Annotated in this window: 13 protein-coding genes; 8 read left to right on the forward strand and 5 right to left on the reverse strand. The window is 68.9% G+C overall.

What is annotated here, in order from left to right:
- Positions 1-67 precede the first annotated feature (67 nt).
- Genes ACFFGN_RS20210 through ACFFGN_RS20230 form a run of 5 tightly spaced genes read right to left on the reverse strand, consistent with a single transcriptional unit; the run spans position 68 to position 6,293 of the window.
- Positions 68-1,282, reverse strand: coding sequence for an MFS transporter (locus ACFFGN_RS20210; RefSeq protein ID WP_380049873.1), 1,215 nt, complete (start codon positions 1,280-1,282; stop codon positions 68-70).
- Positions 1,279-2,061, reverse strand: coding sequence for an ATP-binding cassette domain-containing protein (locus tag ACFFGN_RS20215; RefSeq protein ID WP_380049876.1), 783 nt, complete (start codon positions 2,059-2,061; stop codon positions 1,279-1,281). Before ACFFGN_RS20215 ends, ACFFGN_RS20210 begins: the two co-directional genes overlap by 4 nt.
- A complete protein-coding gene (locus ACFFGN_RS20220; protein WP_380049878.1) occupies positions 2,058-3,053 on the reverse strand; it encodes an ABC transporter ATP-binding protein in 996 nt (331 codons plus the stop codon). Before ACFFGN_RS20220 ends, ACFFGN_RS20215 begins: the two co-directional genes overlap by 4 nt.
- Positions 3,046-4,806: an ABC transporter permease subunit gene (locus ACFFGN_RS20225; protein WP_380049881.1), complete on the reverse strand. Its 1,761-nt coding sequence runs from the start codon at positions 4,804-4,806 to the stop codon at positions 3,046-3,048. The genes ACFFGN_RS20220 and ACFFGN_RS20225 overlap by 8 nt, the downstream gene beginning before the upstream one ends.
- Positions 4,803-6,293, reverse strand: a complete 1,491-nt coding sequence (locus tag ACFFGN_RS20230; protein ID WP_380049884.1) for an ABC transporter substrate-binding protein — start codon at positions 6,291-6,293, stop codon at positions 4,803-4,805. Before ACFFGN_RS20230 ends, ACFFGN_RS20225 begins: the two co-directional genes overlap by 4 nt.
- 151 nt (positions 6,294-6,444) lie before the next feature.
- On the opposite strand from ACFFGN_RS20230, the gene ACFFGN_RS20235 reads away from it, so the two are divergent.
- The 8 genes from ACFFGN_RS20235 (at position 6,445) to ACFFGN_RS20270 (ending at position 18,666) form a co-directional block, all read left to right on the forward strand.
- A complete protein-coding gene (locus tag ACFFGN_RS20235) occupies positions 6,445-9,234 on the forward strand; it encodes an SCO1167/SCO6262 family helicase (protein WP_380049886.1) in 2,790 nt (929 codons plus the stop codon).
- A complete protein-coding gene (locus ACFFGN_RS20240) occupies positions 9,231-10,505 on the forward strand; it encodes an SWIM zinc finger family protein (protein WP_380049889.1) in 1,275 nt (424 codons plus the stop codon). The genes ACFFGN_RS20235 and ACFFGN_RS20240 overlap by 4 nt, the downstream gene beginning before the upstream one ends.
- A 116-nt stretch (positions 10,506-10,621) precedes the next feature.
- The gene (locus ACFFGN_RS20245) at positions 10,622-11,815 is read left to right on the forward strand and encodes a hypothetical protein (protein ID WP_380049893.1); all 1,194 of its coding nucleotides are present in this window, start codon (positions 10,622-10,624) and stop codon (positions 11,813-11,815) included.
- Positions 11,812-12,432, forward strand: coding sequence for a hypothetical protein (locus ACFFGN_RS20250; protein WP_380049895.1), 621 nt, complete (start codon positions 11,812-11,814; stop codon positions 12,430-12,432). The genes ACFFGN_RS20245 and ACFFGN_RS20250 overlap by 4 nt, the downstream gene beginning before the upstream one ends.
- Positions 12,425-13,099, forward strand: coding sequence for a hypothetical protein (locus tag ACFFGN_RS20255; RefSeq protein ID WP_380049898.1), 675 nt, complete (start codon positions 12,425-12,427; stop codon positions 13,097-13,099). The genes ACFFGN_RS20250 and ACFFGN_RS20255 overlap by 8 nt, the downstream gene beginning before the upstream one ends.
- Complete coding sequence (locus tag ACFFGN_RS20260; RefSeq protein ID WP_380049901.1) at positions 13,096-16,224, forward strand: coiled-coil domain-containing protein; 3,129 nt, start codon at positions 13,096-13,098, stop codon at positions 16,222-16,224. Before ACFFGN_RS20255 ends, ACFFGN_RS20260 begins: the two co-directional genes overlap by 4 nt.
- Positions 16,225-16,561: 337 nt before the next feature.
- Entirely contained in the window at positions 16,562-17,194 is a 633-nt protein-coding gene (locus ACFFGN_RS20265; protein WP_380049903.1) for a hypothetical protein, read from the forward strand.
- A gap of 131 nt (positions 17,195-17,325) precedes the next feature.
- The gene (locus tag ACFFGN_RS20270; RefSeq protein WP_380049906.1) at positions 17,326-18,666 is read left to right on the forward strand and encodes an erythromycin esterase family protein; all 1,341 of its coding nucleotides are present in this window, start codon (positions 17,326-17,328) and stop codon (positions 18,664-18,666) included.
- Positions 18,667-19,384 lie beyond the last annotated feature (718 nt).

Below are 19,384 nucleotides of genomic sequence, written 5' to 3' on the forward strand. Positions count from 1 at the left end.
TCACTCCCTGTTGTCCGGATGTTGTCTGCGCCAAGCTTTCAACCTCAACATTGCTTGAGGTCAAATCTCAGGTCACGGCGGCCTGGCGCGGCACGCAGCAGGCGCCCACCACGGCGACCGCGGCCAGCACGAGCCAGGGCCCTGGGCCACCGAGGTCGAAGACGGCGCCAAGCGGCGCGGCACCGATCAGTACGAGTACGCCGGACAACGACGACATAGCGCCGGTGTACAGCCCTAACCGTTGAGCGCCCGCGAGATCGGGAACCCACGCCCGAGCGGCTGGTACGACCAGCATCTGGCCGGCCGTCAGCAAGACGACATACGCGAGCGAAGGCAGCAAACCGCCAACCGCGCCTACGGGCAACAGCAGTGCGGCCGCCAACGCACCAGCCGCCATGAGGCCTAAGCCCACGTGGAGGGCCCCGCGCAGGGATAGCCGACGTGCGGCCCATCGGGACAGCGGAAGCTGGCCGACCACCACCAGCAGAGACGAGAGCGCGAATAGCCAGCCGACAGCCGTCTGAGCGCCTGTCGCGCGTTCTACCTCGCTAGGCAGCGCGAGGTAGAGCTGGTTGTAGAGCAACAGGTAACACCCGTACGCGAGACACAACGCCAGGAACCGTCGATCGCGGCCCCACGTCCCCTCGGGGACCTTATGCACGACGGAGCGCGTCAGCCGGGTGCGCGGCATCAGCCGGGCTTGGGCGATGAGGATGACCACGAAGATCCCGGCGCCGGTTAGGCAGACGAAGCGGAAGCCGACACCTAACAGGGCCGCACCGAGCACTGGGCCTATGAGTGCTCCGGCCTGCCCGGCCGCGTTGAACAGGCCAAGCATTCTGGTGCGCCCTGCACCAGTCGCTTCCTCGTGCAGGACCGCTTGGCGCGCAATCTCGGATTCGACCGCGGGCGAGAACAAGGCCGCGGCGAACCCGACCACCAGCACTGCCGCGACAACTGCCCACGTGCTCTGCGCGAACCCGAGCCAGCCGAATCCGAGCACCCGCAGTCCGCAGCCCACCAATACGATCGGCCGCGGTCCGAACCGGTCGGTGAGCGCTCCACCGACCACGAACAGCCCTTGCTGGCTGAAGGTCCGCAACCCCAGCACCAGTCCCACGAGCCACCCGGACAGCGCCAGCGTGCCAGTCAGATGCGCCGACAGATAAGGCAGTACCGCGAAGAACCCGACGTTGAACGCGAACTGCGTCCCGATCAGCAATCGCGGCAGCCCGCCCATCGAGCCGCCGACAACTACGGGAGGAGGCGCGGCCCTGGTCATTGACGCAGGTTCGGCACCGACGCCAGGAGTTCCTGGGTGTACGAGTGGGCAGGCGCGTCACAAACCTCGCGAACCGGCCCGGCCTCGACGATCCGCCCCTGGTGCAACACCACGACCCGGTGCGCGACGTGCCGAACCAAGGCGAGGTCGTGGCAGATCAGCAACTGGCCCAACCCGAGCTCTTCCTGCAGATCCGTCAGCAGGTTGATCACGCCCGCACGCACCGACGGATCAAGTGCGGACACCGGCTCGTCGAGTACCAGCAGGCGCGGGTCACTCGCCAGCGCGCGGGCGATACCGACCCGCTGGCACTGCCCGCCGGAAAGCTCGTGCGGCATCCGCCGGGCGACGCCCCGATCAAGGTGAACGAGATCGAGCAGCTCGGCCACCCGCGCCGGACCGGCCACCGGGTCCCACCGGCCTTGAACCCTGAGCGGCTCTGCCACCGAGTCGTACGCCGACTTGCGCGGGCTGAGCGATCCGTACGGGTCCTGGAACACCGGCTGCAACCCCGGCCGTACGGCGCGCAGCTCCCGCTCGTTCAGCCCGGTGAGTTCGCGGCCCTCGAACCGCACCGAACCGCCTTCGGGCCGCCGCAACATCAGGATGGCCGAGGCGGTACTGGACTTGCCAGAGCCGGATTCGCCTACCAGGGCGACGGTCTGTCCCGCGTTCACGGTGAAGGACACTCCGTCCACCGCGAGCACTGGTGGCGTCCGGCGTCCCCGGGCCGGATAGCGCACGCGAAGGTCTTGCACCTCGAGCAAGGACACGGTCATCCGGCGATCTCCTCGAACAACTCCGTCGTACGCCCCGGCAGTTCACCGAGCCGATGACAAGAGACGAGATGACCCGGGCCGATCTCGAAAGGCGCGGGTTCTTCGACCCGGCAGATGTCTCTGGCCGCCGGGCAACGCGCTGCGAAGGCGCAGCCGGGCGGCAGCGAACCCGGCATCGCGGGCGTTCCCACGATGGCCGGGAGGCGCCGGCCGGTGGATTCGCGAGGCGGCAGCGCGGCGATCAGACCCGCGGTGTACGGCGCGCGCGGGTCCGCCAGCACCTGCTCGATCGGCCCGGACTGGACGTGGCGTCCGGCGTACATCACCAGGATCCGATCGGCGTGGGCCGCCGCGATCGCGAGGTCGTGTGTCACGAGCATGACGGCCGTTCCGGAGTCCCGGCGCAGTTCGTCCAGCAGATCGAGGATGTGGGCCTGCACGGTCGGATCGAGCGCGGTGGTCGGTTCGTCGGCGATCACCAGCGCCGGGTCGTTCACCGTGGCCATGGCGATCACCGCACGCTGGCGCATACCGCCGGAGAACTCGTGCGGATAGGCCCGGGCCCGCCGTACGGCGTCCGGAATCCCGACCCGATCGAGTGCCGCCACGGCGTTGTCGCGGGCGGTCTTGCGGCTTACGCGACGTACGGACCGAATGGCCAAGGCGAGTTGGTCCCCGATGGTGTGGACGGGGCTCAGCACGGAGAGCGCGTCCTGCGGTACGAAGGCGATCCGGCGGCCGCGGAGCTGGCGATACGTACTTTGCGGGGCGCCGACGAGTTCCCGGCCGTCGAGGCGCACGCTGCCGGAGACGGTCATACCGGTTGGCAGGAGTCCGAGGATGGCCCGGGCGGTCACCGACTTCCCGGCGCCGGATTCGCCTACGACGGCAAGCAACTCCCCCGCCGCGACGTCCAGCGACAGGCCGCGGACCACCTTGAGGTCACGTACGCCGATGTAGAGGTCTCGTACCTGCAGTAGAGCGTCAGACATCGCTCGCCACCTTCGGGACAGCCGGTAGCGAGGATCTCGGCTTGACCGGCAGCGTGGACAAGGAGACGGCAAGAGCCGCGAGCAGCAGCAGGAGCACCGTCGGGGCCAGCGCCGCCCACGGAGCACGCTCGACGTACGGCAGGGACTCGGCCAGCATCAGCCCCCATTCCGGCTTGGGCGGTTGGGCACCAAGACCGAGGAAGCCGAGGGCCGCGATCGCCAGGGCGAAACCGGGCAGACGCAGTACGGCATGCCGGGCGACCGGACCCGCGACGGCCGGAAGAACGTGCCGGGTCAGGATCCAGAACGGCGACGAGCCGATCGCACGTTGGGCGCTGAGGTGCATCGCGGCACGGGTCTCCTGCACCAACGCGGCGGCGTGCGCGGCCAGCGCCGGCCAGCCCACCGCGGCGACGGCGATGGACGCGCCCGCCGTGCCCGGCCCGACGGCCGCGGCGACCAGAATGCCGGCGATCACCGGCGGTACGGCGTTGATCGTTTCCGCAGCGCCGGTGGTGATGCCCGGCAGGAAGCCGAGGACCATCGCGATGACAAACGAGCACACGCAGACGAGTACCGCCGCGCCCAACGTCGGCACCGCGCCATGACCGACCCGGGCCAGTACGTCGCGGCCGAGCGAGTCGGTGCCCAGCGGGTGGTTCCAACTCGGCGCCGCGAGGCGTGCGGTGGTGTCGAGATGCAGTGGTTCGAGCAGCAGGCCCCAGCCGATGACAACGGCCAGGAGTACCGCGCTGATCGCCGGCACCAAGCGATTCAGGCGTCCGGCGTCACCCGTCATCCGGGCCGGTAGCGACAGCGCCGCGTCCCGAAGGCCCGGGCCGAGCATGCGGCGGCGGGCCACCTCGATGATCACCCCGGCGACGACGCCTAGCAGCACGAGCGCGAGTACAGATCCCTGGAGCAACGGGAGGTCCTGCGCCTCGGCAGAGCCCAGTGCAGTTCGTCCAATGCCTGGTACGGCGAATACCGTCTCAACCGCGACAGCGCCACCGGTAAGCGCGACAGCGACTAGTCCGAACTGCGGCAGCAACGGCGGCATCGCCCGGCGCAAGGCGGCTCGCGCGATTACGCCCGGCGTACAACCTGAGGACCGCCATAGGCCTACCCAACGCTCCTCGAATACGGCCGGTAGCGCGTCATCCACCAGCCGGCCGAGTATGCCGCCTGCGGGAATTCCCAGGGCTAGTGCGGGTAGCACGAGGTGCTGCGGCCCTCGCCAGCCGTACGGCGGGAACCAGCCGAGCCACACCGACAGGATCAGCAGAAGCAGCGTGGCCAGCAAGAACTCGGGTAGAGCCGCCAGAGCCGCTGCCGGACCTCCCGTGCTTGTAGAACCTCGGAGGGTTCCCAGCGCCCCGCGGACCAGCGTCGGCGTACAGAGCGCAACGGTGAGTACGAGTGTTACTACGAGCGCCGCGCCCATCAAGGTCAGCGAGACGGCTAGACCGGACAGTACCGACGGCAGCACCTCGGCGCCGTCTACCCAGGACCGGCCGAGGTCGCCTCGGACCACGCCGCCCAACCAGTCACCAAGCGCCCTCAACGGTCCAGAGCCCAAACCCAGCTCACGACGGATGGTGTCCAGCGCCTCCTTCGTCGGCTCCTGCTCGGCCGATCGCGCGCGCAGGATGGACAAGGCCGGATCGCGGCCGGACAGCCAGGGCAGCAATCCGACCACGCCGAGGATCACCACCAGCGCGCCCAGCCGGGAAACCAGCGCGCCGGCCCTCATCGGAGCTTGGTATCGACCGTGATCAACGTCCGCTCGCGCGGGTCCTTGGCCGAGTCGGCCACGGACGTCGCGTCGCCTTGAATGACCCGCTCGTGCAACATCGGGATCGCCGCGTCAGTGCGCAGTACGGCGGCCTCGGCGGCCATGATCGCGGTACGGCGCTTGTCCCCCGGCTCGGTGGCACTGGCGGTCCGGACGGCCTGATCGACGTTCGGGTCGCACAACTGGGCGATGTTGAAACCGCCCTCACAAGTGAAGTCGGACTGCAGGTAGGCCACCGGATCGCCCGAGTCGAGCACAGTCGCCCGGGACAGGATGAACGCGTCGAACTTGCCTGCGAGCGCGTCCTCCTCGATATGCGCGTATTCCCGGACAACCTGGTTCACCTTGAATCCGGCCTTCTGGAGCTGCTGCTGCAACACCGAAGCCACCTCAGGCAGTTCAGCCCGGTCGGAGAAGGTGGCGAGCGTGATGGTGGTCCCCTTCGGGTCCACGGCGGCGGTAGTTCCCGTACGCGGCTTGCGGATCTCGGCGGCCCACGGGAGCGCGGGGCCGAGTAGACCCGCTGCTACATCGGCGCGGCCTTCGTAGACGCTCTTGACGATCTCCTCGGCGTCGATTGCGTCCCGGACCGCTGCACGAAGACCGGGGTTCTTGAACGGGCCCGACTTCGCATTGAGGTGCAAGGTGTTAGTACGCGGCATGGGGACTTGGGTGATCGTCTCCGGATCGAGAAGGGCCGCCTGCGATACGGGCACCGCCTCGGCGATATGCGCTTCCCCGCTTCGGATCGCGGCCGCGCGGGCAGTGCCGTCCGGGACGAACGTGACGTCGATACCCGAGGCAGCGGCCTTCTTGCCCCAGTAACCGTCGTAGCGGTCGAGAGCCGCCGTGGCCGTCCCATTCACCTTCACGAGCTTGAACGGCCCGCTGCCGGTTCCGACGGGACTAACCTTCCCGTTCGCGCCGTACGCGCTCGCGGCGAAGATAGCGAGCTGCGGCGACGACAGGCGCTGCGGCACCAGCGGATCCGGGTCAGCCGTGGTGACGATGACCTTGTCGCCTTGAACCTTCGCGGTCAGCTCGACGCCGTCCAGGATGCGCGGCTTCGGCGAGGCCTTCATCGCCCGGCTGAGCGTGTTGACGACCGACTGCGCGGTGAGCGTGGTGCCGTCGTGAAACGTCACGCCGGGCCGGATCGTGAACTCCCAGGTCTGGCCGGTGCGCTTCCACTCGGTCGCGAGACCGGGCAGAGCGTCACCGTTCGCGTCGAGGTTCACCAGCGTCTCGGCGGTGGACCACCGCGACAGCTTGAACGCGTCATCGCTGAACGGCGTGAGCCCGGATCGGGGCGGCAGCAGCATCGCGACCTTGATCCGGCCGTCCCCAGTCGCATCGGCCGCCTTGCCGTTCTCGGCAAAACATCCGGCGGACAGCAGGGATAGCGCTAACAACGGGACAAGCATCAAGGGCAGGCGGCGGCGCACGGATCATCCAGATGGTTCAGGGGAATCGGAGCTCCGAAGGTAGCAGATGATTGTCATTTTCATGTAGCCCGCCTCCTTGAACGCCTTGCCGCCGGCCTCGCGCACCGATTTGCGGTGTTTGTCGGTGCCGGGCCGTAATGTCGGGGGCACGATGTCCGAAGCCGTCTTCCTGCCCGCAGATCCACCGCACCAGGGCCAGTTGGCCTTGTACGACGCCACTCCCGCGAGCCGCGGTGGCGAGAGCGCGGTGGAGCTGGTGCTGCCGCGAGGCGCCCAGATCCGGCGTACGACGGTCCCGGCGCGGCTACTTCCGATGAGCGAGGCGCTTGCGCTGCTGACCGGTCCACCTGCCGCGGACGCCTCCCCCAGCCTGCGGGCCTGGTCGGCGGCCGCGCTTGCCGGGCTCGGCCTGATCGCCCGCGGCCGCGTCGTACCGGATCAGAGCGCGGAAGGCTTCGCGACCTGGCGAGTGGCACCGCTCGATCCAGCCGATCAAGCGTGGCTGCGCAACCTCGCCCAGGCGATGCCCCCGACCGCGTATGCCTTGCCGATTCCGGAGAGCCGGCCGTTGCGCCTGCGGGATCCGGAGCTGCTCGTGCGGGCCTTCTGGGACGCGATCGCCGACACCTTGATCCGCACGCCCGCCGCGGCCGAGTCGGTCACCGGCGAGACGGCCGCGTTCGCCGGCGTCGCGCCCACCGCCTTGGCCGGATCCGCCGACTGGCTGGCCGACAGCGCGCGGTCCGAGCAGGCCGGCGCGCGTTTGGTGCTTCGCATCGAACCACCCGCGGAGCCGTTGGAGACCGAGGACTTCCGGGCGGTGTTACAGCTTCGCAGTGGCGTCGATCCGAGTTTGCTGGTGGATGTCGCGGATGTCTGGTCCGCTCCGGCTGCGGTGCTGGCCGCGCTTGGCGAGCAGGCCGAGACCGATCTACTGCTGGCCTTGCGACGAGGTGCGCGGGTCTGGCCGCCGCTGGATCACGCCCTGCGCGACGCGGCGCCCGAGGCCGTACCGATCGCGGATGAGGCGCTCGACGCGTTGTTCGAGGACACCGCCGCGTTGGACGGCGTGGGGATCGAGGTGCGCTGGCCGGCCGAACTCTTCAGCGGCAAACTCGCGGTCAAGGCCGGCGCCACGCCAACGCCGGGAGCCGTGACCGGGCCCGACTTCAGCATGACCGAGCTGCTCAGCTTCCGTTGGCGCCCGACGCTCGACGGCGAGGAACTGACCGAGGACGAGATCCGCGTTCTGGCCGAGGCCAAACGGCCGATGATCCGGATGCGCGGGCGCTGGGTGCGCATCGACCCGGACCTGGTCGCGAAGCTCCGCCGGGGTATGACGCGCAGGCTCACCGGCGCTGAGGCGCTCGGCGCGGCATTGACCGGCGAGATCGAGATCGACGGCGAGCGAGTGCCGTTCGAGGTCGATGGCGCCCTGGCCACGCTGGCCGACCGGCTCACGAGCGAACGGCCCGCTTTCGTGCAGCCACCCGCGTTGCAGGCCACCCTGCGCGACTACCAGCGCCGCGGTGTCGAGTGGATGGCGCAGCTCGCCGAGCTCGGTTTCGGCGGCTGCCTCGCGGACGACATGGGCCTGGGCAAAACGATCCAGGTGATCGCGTTGCACCTCCATCTCGGCAACGGCCCGACGCTGGTCGTCTGCCCGTCGACCCTGCTCGGCAACTGGGAGCGCGAGTTCGCCCGGTTCGCCCCGGACACGCCGAGCCGGCGCTACCACGGCGCGGGCCGGACGCTGGCGGATCTCGCCCCGAACGAGGTGGTCCTCACGACGTACGGCGTGGTGCGCCAGGACCACGCGACCCTCGGCACCATCGAGTGGAACCTGGCCGTCGCCGATGAGGCCCAGCATGCCAAAAACCCGCTGTCGCGAACAGCGCGTTCGTTGCGCGCGCTGCCCGCCCGGACCCGCCTGGCCCTCACCGGAACGCCGGTGGAGAACCGGTTGTCCGAGCTGTGGTCGATCCTCGACTGGACCGCGCCCGGCCTGCTCGGCACGCTGGATCGCTTCCGCCACGACGTCGCCGTACCGGTCGAGCGCTATCGCGACGAGGACGCGACGGCCTGGCTCAGCCGCGTCACCCGGCCGTTCCTGTTGCGCCGCAAGAAATCGGACCCAGGTATCGCGCCGGAGCTGCCGCCGAAGACCGAGCGCGACGTGATCGTGCCGCTCACCACCGAACAAGCCACGCTCTACCAGGCGGTGGCCGCCGAGACCCTGGCCAAGATCGAGCAGAGCGAAGGCATCGAACGACGCGGGCTGGTGCTGAGTCTGCTCACTCAGCTCAAACAGGTCTGCAACCACCCGGCGCAGTTCCTGCACGAGCCCGGACCGCTGCCGCGCCGTTCGGGCAAACTCGCCGCCCTGGACGAACTGCTCGACGTGATCCTGGCCGAGGGCGAGTCGGTGCTGATCTTCAGCCAGTACGTCGAGATGTGCCGGCTGATCGAGCAGCACCTGGCCTCGCGGGGTGTGCCGACGTTGTTCCTGCACGGTGGTGTGGGGGTGCGACGGCGTGAGCAGATGGTCGAGGAGTTCCAGGCTGGCCAGGCGCCGGTGTTCCTGCTGTCGTTGAAGGCGGGTGGTGTCGGGCTGACACTGACCCAGGCCTCGCACGTCGTGCACTACGACCGATGGTGGAATCCGGCCGTCGAGGATCAGGCCACGGACCGGGCGTACCGCATCGGCCAGGACAAGCCCGTCCAGGTGCATCGCCTCGTCACCGAGAACACGCTTGAGGATCGAATCTCGGCCGTCATCGCGGCCAAGCGCGAACTGGCCGACGCTGTGGTCGGCTCCGGCGAAGGCTGGCTGAGTGAACTGTCCGACGCCGATCTCGCCGAGCTGGTCGCCCTCAGCAACGAACCGGTGAAGCTGGGGTCGGCGGGCGTGCACAATCCGTCGAAGGTCGGCAGGACATGAGCAACGACTCGGGTTCGCTCGGCTTCCGGCGCCCGGAGCCTGGTCCGAATGATGGGCGGGAGTCGCGGGCGCCCTGGCAGCAGTGGGCGAAGTCGGGTGAGCGCGGCGCGGGCAAACCTGCCGCGAGCGGCCCGGGTAGCCGGCGGCCGTTCGGCCTGACCTGGTGGGGCAAGGCCTGGGTGGAGGCGCTGCAACACCAGGCGCAACTTGATCCGAACCGCCTCGGCCGCGGCCGTTCGTATGCTCGTCGCAGCAGTGTGCTCGAGCACCACGTCCAGCCCGGCGCCGTCACCGCGATCGTGCAAGGAAGCCGCCCCAAGCCGTACGACGTGTCCGTGCGAATCCGGGCCTTCACCGACGACGAGTGGACCGCCGTACTCGACGTGGTCGCCGCGCAGGTCGGCCGGGTCGCCGCGTTGCTCGATGGCGAACTACCTCCCGACCTGGTCGACGACGTGCAGGCTGCCGGGCTGGACCTGCTGCCGAAATCCGGTGAGGTGGTGACATCGTGCAACTGCCCGGACTTCGCTATCCCCTGCAAGCACTCGGCGGCGGTCTGTTACCTCATCGCGGACGCGCTCGACGAGGATCCGTTCGCACTGCTGTTGTTGCGAGGGCGCGAGCGGTCGTCGTTCCTGGCCGCGCTGCGCTCCCGCCGCCAACGTCCCGCCACGAAGACCGTGCTGAAGCCGCGCGGCGTCGTCGCCAAACAGGCGTACGCGCGCGATCCGGCGGAGATCCCCGCACCACCGCGACCACCGTCTCACCCGGGCGTCCCGTCAAGCCTGCAGATCCTCGAACCACCCAAGTCATCCGGTATTACCTCAGCGGAGCTGACCGCGCTCGCGACCGACGCCGTACGACGAGCCTGGGAGCTGGCCTCGGGCGACGGCGACGGCGGGATCTCCCTCACCCGCGACGAGGATCTCGCCCGCCGCGCGGCCGAGCTGCTCGGTAAGCCCGGGCTGGCCGAACTGGCCCATCGCGCCGGTATCAGCGCGCGCACCCTCACCGTCTGGGCCACCGCCTGGCACTACGCGGGCGCCGCGGGTCTCGCCGCCACCACCACGTCGTACGACGCCCCGCCCGAGGATCTGGCCGAGGCCTTCGGCGTACTACCGGAGCCGGTGACGGTCGAGGCCAACCGGGTGACGTCCGGGCGGCACCAGCTGCGCCTCGGGCGAGACGGCCTTTGGTACGTGTTCACCGAGTCGTTCAACGAGTGGACTCTCGCGGCTCCACCGACCGACGACCCGGCCGCGCTGATCTGACCTCGGCGCGGTGGCGGAGGGTCAACGTGCTCCGGGCGCACCTGCTCGGTACAGTCACACGGTTGCCGCTGCGCCTGCCGCGGCAATGCGGTCGCTGGGCCCACGGGAGGAGATGGATGGACGCGACGCTGCTCGACGCCGAGGCCGAGGCCGCCGTCCTGCGCGTCTACCGCCAGGTTTTTGCCGTGCTTGCCCGCGAGGCCGGCGCGATGATCGTCGATCCGGATCTGCTCGACGTCGACCAGGCGATTCTGGACGCGTTCGCCGAGGCCGGTAGCGACGGCCTCACCGTGGAACAGGCGACCGCGGCCTGCGGCTCGTACGACCACGATGTGGTGGTCCGGCGGTTCGACGTACTCCGGCAGTACGGCGCGATCACCAAGCTGGTCGACCGGCCGAACGAGCTGCGCCACCGAGCGGCCTTCGCGCCGTACGTGATGCTGATGTTCCTGCGCCGGATGTCGGTGCAGGGCGGCCAGGCGGAATTGCACCAGTTGCTCACGCTCGAACACCACAGCGTCAGCGATCCGAAGGCCACCGCCGAACAAGGCCAGGCCTCGATCGAACGCCTGACCAAGGTCTTCCGCCTGCTCGGCAACGAGCTCGCGATCCTGGTCGCCACCAGCACGGCCGCGCAGCTGCGGGAGAACGCACAGCTCGCCTGGGGCAACGAGACCCTGATCGAACAGGCCGAGAAGGTCCACCGGATCGTGCTCGAACGGTGGCCCGAACTGCACCGCGTCTGCACCGCGCTGCGGATGTCGCTCGCGGCGTACGCCGATGCCGTGCAGACGGCCGCGGGACGGCTCGTCGAGCGCGCCGGTACGACGCGTGCGCTCGGGTTGCTGCCGATCGAGACCTGGCTGACTTTCACCCGCGGCAGCGATACCGAGGTGCTCGCGGGCGTGCTCGACGGGCTGCTCTTCGACGCGGCCGCGCCGGATTTCGCGCCCGAGACGTTGCTGGAGGCGGTGGAGTCGGGCCGCCGGACCGGTACCGCCCGGCTGGCTCCGCCGCGTTCGTCCGGTGACGACACCGAGGCGCCGGAGTCGTCCGCCGCGATCGACCGGGAGAACCTGCGCGCCGAGGCCGAACGGGTCCTGGCCGGGCGGGACGAGGTCAGCGTGACCGAGGTGGTCGACGCCGCGGGCGACTGGATCACCGCGCGCCGGGTGCTGGCGGAACTGACGGCCGCCCATCTGCACGACGAACTCGAGTACGAACTGGTCTGGACCGACGGGATGCGGATCGACCCGGCCGCGGGAACTCCCTGGATCACCGAGGGCTCGTTCCGGCGGAGGGCCTCATGAGTACGTCATACGACGCGTTGTGGTGGGCGAAGGTCCAGTCGGCCGGCGTGCAGCAGGTCGATCCCGCGACGCCGCCCGTCGCCGGGATGATCCGCGCGCCTGAGCCGGATGGGTCGAGTGTCTGGCTCGTTCCGGCTATGCCCGCGGGTGCCGGGCATGGAGTGCTTGAGGAACTTGGTACTCCCCCGGTGGCCGTGGAGCAGCCAAACGAGACTGCCCGGGTACTAGCGATCTGTGTTGCCTGTTGCTGGCGTGAGCGCAGTGAGCCCGCTTGGCCGGGTACGACCGCGACGCTGGCCCAGATCAAGGCGGTGTACGCCGGATTGCGTGGGCGGGCCGAACAGTCGAGTGATCTGACTTTGATCGTGGGAGGCCTGCGACGGCTCAATGGAACCGGCTGGCTGCTGTGGAACGAGAAGGCTGGCGAAGTGCGGCTAGGCCCTCGGGTGATCGGGTGGGGTCCTGCTCAGCTGGTTGGGCTGCGCGAGGTCTGCCGGGTTCTGCCCGAGCCGCCGGCCGCGGTCCTGGTTCCGCGGGCTCCCGAGCCGCCGCCTGCTGATCCCCTGCCGGATGCTTCGGTTGCTTCGGTTGCTTCGGGGGGTGAGTTGGATGAGTGAGTTGCAGCAGCATGGGTTGTTCGATCCGTTGCTAGCGGACCTGAGCGATCGCAGCCGGGATGAAGTGCTTGCAGCCTTCAGCGCGGTCCAGTACGCCGCCCACCCGGTCGCAGAGGTGCAGCTCGCCGGACTGCGCGATGTCACCTTGCGCCGCCAGGTCCAGAAGATGCTGAAGCTGATCGGCCGGACGCTTGTGCACGTCGACGGCACCCACTGGACCTCGGGCTACCTAGACGAGGTTGCGGAGACCCTGACCGCGCAAGGCTGGCAGCCGCTGTCGGCCGTGGATCGAGCCGTTCTAGTCCTCGTTCTCGTCCACTCTGTCGCCATCCCACGTAGCGAAGGCATACTCACCGGCGACAGCTGGAAGTCCGCACGCCCGACGACGGTGGACGAGCTTCGTACAGCCAAGATCAGCAGCGAGGACCGACGCCTGGCCCTGCAACGGCTTCGGGCGGCTGGACTGGTTCAACTAGCTGGAGACCGTTCAGGTGGTCCGAGCTACGTGCCCGGCCCACAGCTGCAACGGCTGACTCCTGCGGCGCGTAGACGCCTCCAAGACCAGCTGATCCTCGCAGCAGCTCCGGCCAGCCCAATCGCTGCCGCTATCCGGGCCCGAACCGGATCCGCTCCTGATACCGAACAAGATTCCACGGGGGTTTCATGAGCTCGACCACCAGTAGCCCGGGTGAGGACGGCCCGTTCGACATCCTGGGCTCGAAGGTGCTGATCGGCGTCCAGGTCGTCGACCTGTCCCGGCTGTCCACGCACCCGATCCCGATGGTCGGCCAGGGTCTGGTCACCGTCGCCGGGCAAGGGCCGGTCGACTCGAACGGCGCCGGCAAGTCGTCCTGGATCGCCGCGCTGAGCCTGCTGCACGCCGACGACCAGTGGCGGCTCACCAGCGGTGCCCCCGGCGCGGCCGAACTCCTGTTCACTGCCGAGGCCGCGGGCCAGGAAGGCAGCTGGTCCAACGTCGACCGCGGCTACATCGTTGGCGTCTTCTCCGACCCGGACTTGACCGTCCTGGAGGAGATCGAAGCCGCTGCGATCACCGTGTGGATCCGTATCAACCGCAAGGCCTCGTACATCGACTTGCGCTGGAAGAATGGCCTGCACGTCCCGTACGGCGCCACCGAGGCTGAGCGGGCTGCAGGCGCTGACGCGCTGTGGGCCGCCTTGCCGCACTCGAACGGCCGTACCGACTTCCACGCGAACAAGCTGTCCACCGTGCTCTATGGCGGTCAGGTTCGTTGTGTTTCGTTCCTGTCGACGTCCGTCCGCTCGAGCCCCACGGCGAACCTGCTGGCCGAACCGCTCAACGAACTCGGCCCGGCCCGCATCTTCAACGCGATCGCCACCCTCACCGGACTCGACCACGAGCTCGAACAGGAGCAGACCCACCGCTCCGCCGAGCACACCCAGCGCGAGGCGACCAGGCAGGCCGCCGCGGACCTCCAGCGCTGGGAGCAGGAGATGGCCGCCGTCGAGGCAGGCATCCAGCAACGAGCCACCGCCCGTACGGCGCTCGCGGACGCGCGCGAGGCCTGGTCCGCTCGCTGCGCCCGGCACCTGGTCGACGGCGACGCGCGCAACGCCGAGATCCTGCACGAGCTGAGCGAGCTAGAGCTGCGCGTGGCCGAACAAGAGGCCAAGCGCGAGGCGGTCGACACCGAGCTCGAGGCCTTCGGCAGCGAAGAGAATCTGCTGCGGGACGTCCAGCTCACCCGGCAGGAGCGAGACCAGCTTGACGCTCGCGACCGCGAGCTGGATCTCGCACAGCGTTCGGTCCGGGAATCGCTCGAACGCCTTGGCCAGGAACAACGCAAGCTCAACGACACCGGGCGCGCTGCCGACGGCCGGGACCTGGATGCGGCCGCCGCCGAGCAGGAAGAGGCCCGAGCCGCTCTAGAGGAGCAGATCGGTCGCGAGCATGCTGCCCGGGCCGCGGTCCAGGCAGCCACGGCGGAGCTCAAGGAAGCCGAGAGCGGTCAGACCGTCGCTGCTCCGCAGCAGCAGGTCCTCCAGGCCGCAGGCATCGGATGCGCCGGTCTAACCGACATCACCGAGTTGAAGTCCGGAGACCGGGCCGAGTGGGAACCACGGCTTGCGCCCTACCGGGAGGCATTGGTCGTTGCCGCCGAGGACAGCGTGCTTGCTGCCGAGGCCCTCGCCGATGCGGGTTATGCCGGTTGGTTGCTCGTACTGGCGAATCGCCCGGGTAAAGCTGCCAAGGGCCGCCCGGCGAGTGCGGACAAGCGGTTCAACCTCGACGCGTTCTTCGCCGCGTTGGAGGCTCGCGCCGCCAAGGAGTTCATCGACGAGCCGGCCGGGGTTGTAGCCGTCGGACAGTTCGATGAACCTTTCACCGGTAGGACCGCCCGGATCGAGGCCGCCCGGCGTCGGCTGGCTGCGGCCACCGAGGCCCGTTCCGGCGCGTTCGAGGCGCTGGAGAAGGCCCGGGCCCGCGTAGAGCAGGCGTCGCGCCGTACGGCCGCTGCGCAGGCATTGGCCTCCGCGGCCGACGTACAGGAGCAGATCCTCGCTTTGCGCGAGTCGAATGACCGGTACGAGCAGGACCGGGCCGAGCTGGCACCGAAGCTCCAGGCCGCCAAGGAATCCGCAGAGGCCGCCGCGGGCCAGCAGCTGGTACGGGACGAACGACTCAAGAACCTCGAGGCGACTCGCAAGGAGCACGACCGGATCCTCGACGAGCTTCGCCGCCGTCGGCTCGACTTGGTGGCGGAACAGACGGATCTAGATCTCGAAGGCCGTTCAACCGCCTGGGGCGACTCCGCCGAGGCGGCGCAGGCGTTCCTGTTGGAACTGCCTGACGAAGCTCAACGCCGTACGACCGCGGACTGGAACCACTACACGAGCGCGCAACTGGACGACGTCGTACGACGCTGCTTCCCGAATATGCGCTCGCAGTCGCAGGAGATCCCGTCCGAGCTCTCGGAGATCCTCAACGGGCCCGAAGGCTGGACCAGCGGGACACTAGGCGTACGAGTCGGTCTAGTACCTGCACTGCTTCGGGCGCTCAACAGCCACCTTGCGCAGCACGAGACCTTCGACAGCATTCAGCAGGGCCAGATCAGTAGCCAGCGGGCCGAGCGCAATGCCGCCCTCGCCCGGGCCCGGGAGGGATTGGACGAGTCCGAGAACACCGCCCGCGCCCACCGGGCCTCCCTCGCCGACGGCATCAAGGCCCGCCTGCGACTCGTGTCGGCCGAGTTCGACCGGTTGGACCAGGCGTACGGCGGTTACGGCGCGAAGCTGGAATTCCCCGAGCCGGATCCGCCCTCCGAGCCGGACAAGCCGTGGCGGTGGACGGTCACACCGAAGTGGCGTCGTTCCGAAGGCGGCCCGTTCTCGGCGTTCAACGTCAAGGGCAACACCGCGCAGATGGACGAGAAGGCCGTGAAACTGGTCTGCGCCGCCGCCCTGGCGGGTGGCAGTGATCGGCCCTTGCTGCTCATTCTCGACGAACTCGGGCGCAACCTCGGCAGCCAGCACCGGCGCGAGGCCGTCGCCCTGTTCGAGCAGATCGGCCGGGACCGGAACATCACCGTCATCGGCGCGCTGCAGGACGACATGGAGCGGTACGCCCTGTCCTCATCCCGCCTCTACGTCAAACTGCGGCGGAGCTCGGACACGATGGCGTACAACCAGGCGCCGGTGGTGAAGGGCAACGACGACAACCGCGACCGGGTCGAACTGCTGCGCGAGTGGCTCGAGTCCTACCGCGGGTCTACCCCGATCCTGGAGATCGAGGAGCCGGTCCTGTCCTGACTCTCTGTCGCAGATCGGCTTCGCTGAGGTCTAGTCAGCCGACGTCGGACAGCGTTATCCTCTCGTTTCCCCGTGGGCCGGCCTCCGGTCTTGATGCCCGGGCCGCGATGTGGTCCAGTCGAGCGGTAGAGATTGCCGGACGACGGTCTCACCACTTGGCCAAGATAATGTTGACAGTTGACCAATTGTGCGTTTGACCCGGAATGCGTTCACACTGTTTCGGTGAGGCCCACCATTAGTGCACCGTGGCCGTCGTTGTCTCGGCCCACCGCGGTACGGCGAATGTGTGGTGAACGGCCCTCGCCGATCAGGGTCCAGCCGGAACGGAGGGCGTGAAATGGCTTCCTGGCTCCTACGTGCCCAATGGACCGGCCGGAACGACGCGAGTATCGCCGCCCGGGTCTCCGCCACGCTGACCGCGGTGGCGGTCGCCTTTCCCGAGGCTTCCTCCTGGACGCAGGACGACCGCTTCGGCGTCGACGCCCTGACCGTCGAGACCACCGGCCCGATCGAGAAGCTGGTCGCGGGTGCCACCCGAGTCAACGGAGTCACCCGCCTCCACCTGCAGAGCAGCGGGGACCTGCCGTGGCTGTTCGATCTGTCCGCAGGTGCGGACGGGCCGGCGACCGATCAGCTGACGCTGCACTGGAGTGACGAGAGCGCCCTGGCCGACTCCGAGCGATTCGCGCAGGTCCTGCGGGCCGTCGTGAGCATCTGGGAACCGGAGTGGGCCAGCATCGCCGACACGGACCTGGCCGCCGAGGCCGGGATCTTCCGCCGCGGTATTCCGATGATCGGCTGGCTCACCTACGTGCGCGGCATGGTCACCGGCGCCGATGGCGTGGACATCGACATTCTGCCGTTCGAGCGTGGCACCTTGCTGCAGGCTCCGGTCAGCCCGGCTGAGCTCTCGCCGGTCCACATCTGCGCCGCCGCCGCACTCGTCGGCATCATGCCCGAAATCTCCTGACCTTCGCTGCTGGCCCCACTATCGCCTAGGTGGCGCGCGCTACCTCGGCGACAGTGAGGTGGCGCACGCGCTACCTCGAGGTGGGCGCGGAGGTCAGTGTGGCAACGCGGCGCGATCGCGAGGCTGCTGTCATGCGTAAATCGTTGGCAACCCTGATCATTCTCGCCACCGCGGCGCTGGTCACCGCGCCGCTGCTCAGCGCGCCACTGCCTGCCGCCGCGCGGGACTCCCCCATCGCCGATCCGGTGCCGGCCTTGAACCGGCACGCTCACAAGCTGACCTCCGTCGAGGCCAACAGCCCGAGCCATGACCTGCGCGCCTTCACTCAGATGATCGGCAATGCAGGTGTTGTCGGCGTAGGCGAGGCCACCCACAGCTCACACGAGTTCTTCGCCTTCAAGCACAAGCTCTTCCGCACTCTGGTCGAGGAGCGCGGGTTCACCGTCTTCTCCCTCGAGATCGCCTGGAGCAGTGGCCTCCGGCTTAACGAGTACGTGCTGAACGGCAAGGGCGACCCCAGCCGCATCCTCCGCGAGGAGTTCGTGCTCTGGAACACCGAGGAGCACCTGGCCCTCGTGAAGTGGATGCGCGCCCACAACGCCACCCACGCCCGCAAGGTGATCTTCAGCGGCAACGACGCCACGTACGCCGGCGCCGAGGTCTTCCGCCCGCTACTCCGCACCAGCCACCCGGTGTCTTCGCAATACTCCCAGCTGTACGCCGACCTCCGCCCAGCAACAACCAACGTCGAGACCTGGATGAACGCGTACTTGGCGCGGCCAGACAGCCAACGCGAAGCCACGGCGACCAAGGCGGCACGGGCCTACTCGGCGCTCGCGCGATCCAGCAAGGACCGCTGGCTACTCCAACAAGCCCGGGTGATCATGCAGACGACGAGACTCCTGGCCTTCCGCTTCAGCGACCCCGCGGAGGAGCCGAGGGCGATGCGCTATCGCGACCAGGCCATGGCTGCGAACACCGCATGGTGGTACCAGCAGACGGGCCGCAAGGTCCTGCTGTCCGCTCACAACGGCCACGTCGGGTACGTCCCCGACAACAGCGCGGCCTATCCCAAGATTCAGGGTCAGTTCCTTCGGGACGCCTTGGGCCGGCGGTACGTCAATGCGGGCTTCACCTTCGACCACGGCACCTTCAACGCCCGCCACCGGGACACCGGTCAGTGGGGCGTCTTCTCCGCCGGGCCGTCCGAGCCCGGCAGCAATGAGCACACCCTCGACAGGGTCAGGTACGACGCCTACTACCTCGACCTCCGCACCCTTCCCGCCCCGGCCACCCGGTGGTTCCACCAACAACGCCCCACCAAGAACATCGGCCTAACCTGGCCGGAACCCCTGTACCAAGTCGCCTTGGCTCCCAACTACAACCTCCTAATCCACCTCCACAACACCAACCCCGCCACCCTCCGCCCCCCGCTTCCCGCGACGGCACTCAGCGGCCGAGCGGTCCGCTAATACGGGGCGGGCTGTCTGCCGCACCGGCAGGCGGCAGGCGGCAGGCGGCAGGCGGCAGGCGGCAGGCGGCAGGCGGCAGGCGGCAGGCGGCAGGCGGCAGGCGGCAGGCGGATGGTCTGATAGCCACTCAGGCACACAACTGCGCATAGCGGTGGTCCGCGCGAAATCGGACCACCGCCGCGGGCACGGCCGCATTCACCCCTGCTCCGAGCGGCTCCACACAGTCCCGGCCATGGAGCAATCGCACGCGCAGGTCCCTTGGCAGTCGCAGGCGCTTGGCACGCGCGGTCTTTGGCCGGGCGCGGGTCCTTCGCCGGCGCGGGTCCTCCGCACGCGCAGCCCTCGGCACGCGGCGGTCATCCTGCAGCCTTCACATGCCACGGCCGGCACGCGCCCCTGCGACGATTCGTCAGCGGCAGCGCAGAACGCCGACGCAGAAGCCGGGTGCCGAGCGCGCAGTGGACGCGTCGGCCAGGCACCTAGCGGGGCCGCAGGCGGACGCGAAGAGCTCCTGGAGCCAAAGGCATGCCGGCCAGGTGGCTGGTACAGCCTCCACAAGCGATCGCCCTCAAGCCGTCGCAATACGCCTCATACCCGCGGCGCACCGAGGGTGCACCATCGCCGGCTGGCCTCCGCCGGCCAACCGGGAGAATGCGGAAAAAAGGGGGGGCACAAATGTTAAGGGCCACCCGTTGCCGGGTGGCCCTTAACAGTGTGA

This window comes from Kribbella deserti (assembly GCF_042434725.1).
Lineage (GTDB): Bacteria > Actinomycetota > Actinomycetes > Propionibacteriales > Kribbellaceae > Kribbella > Kribbella deserti.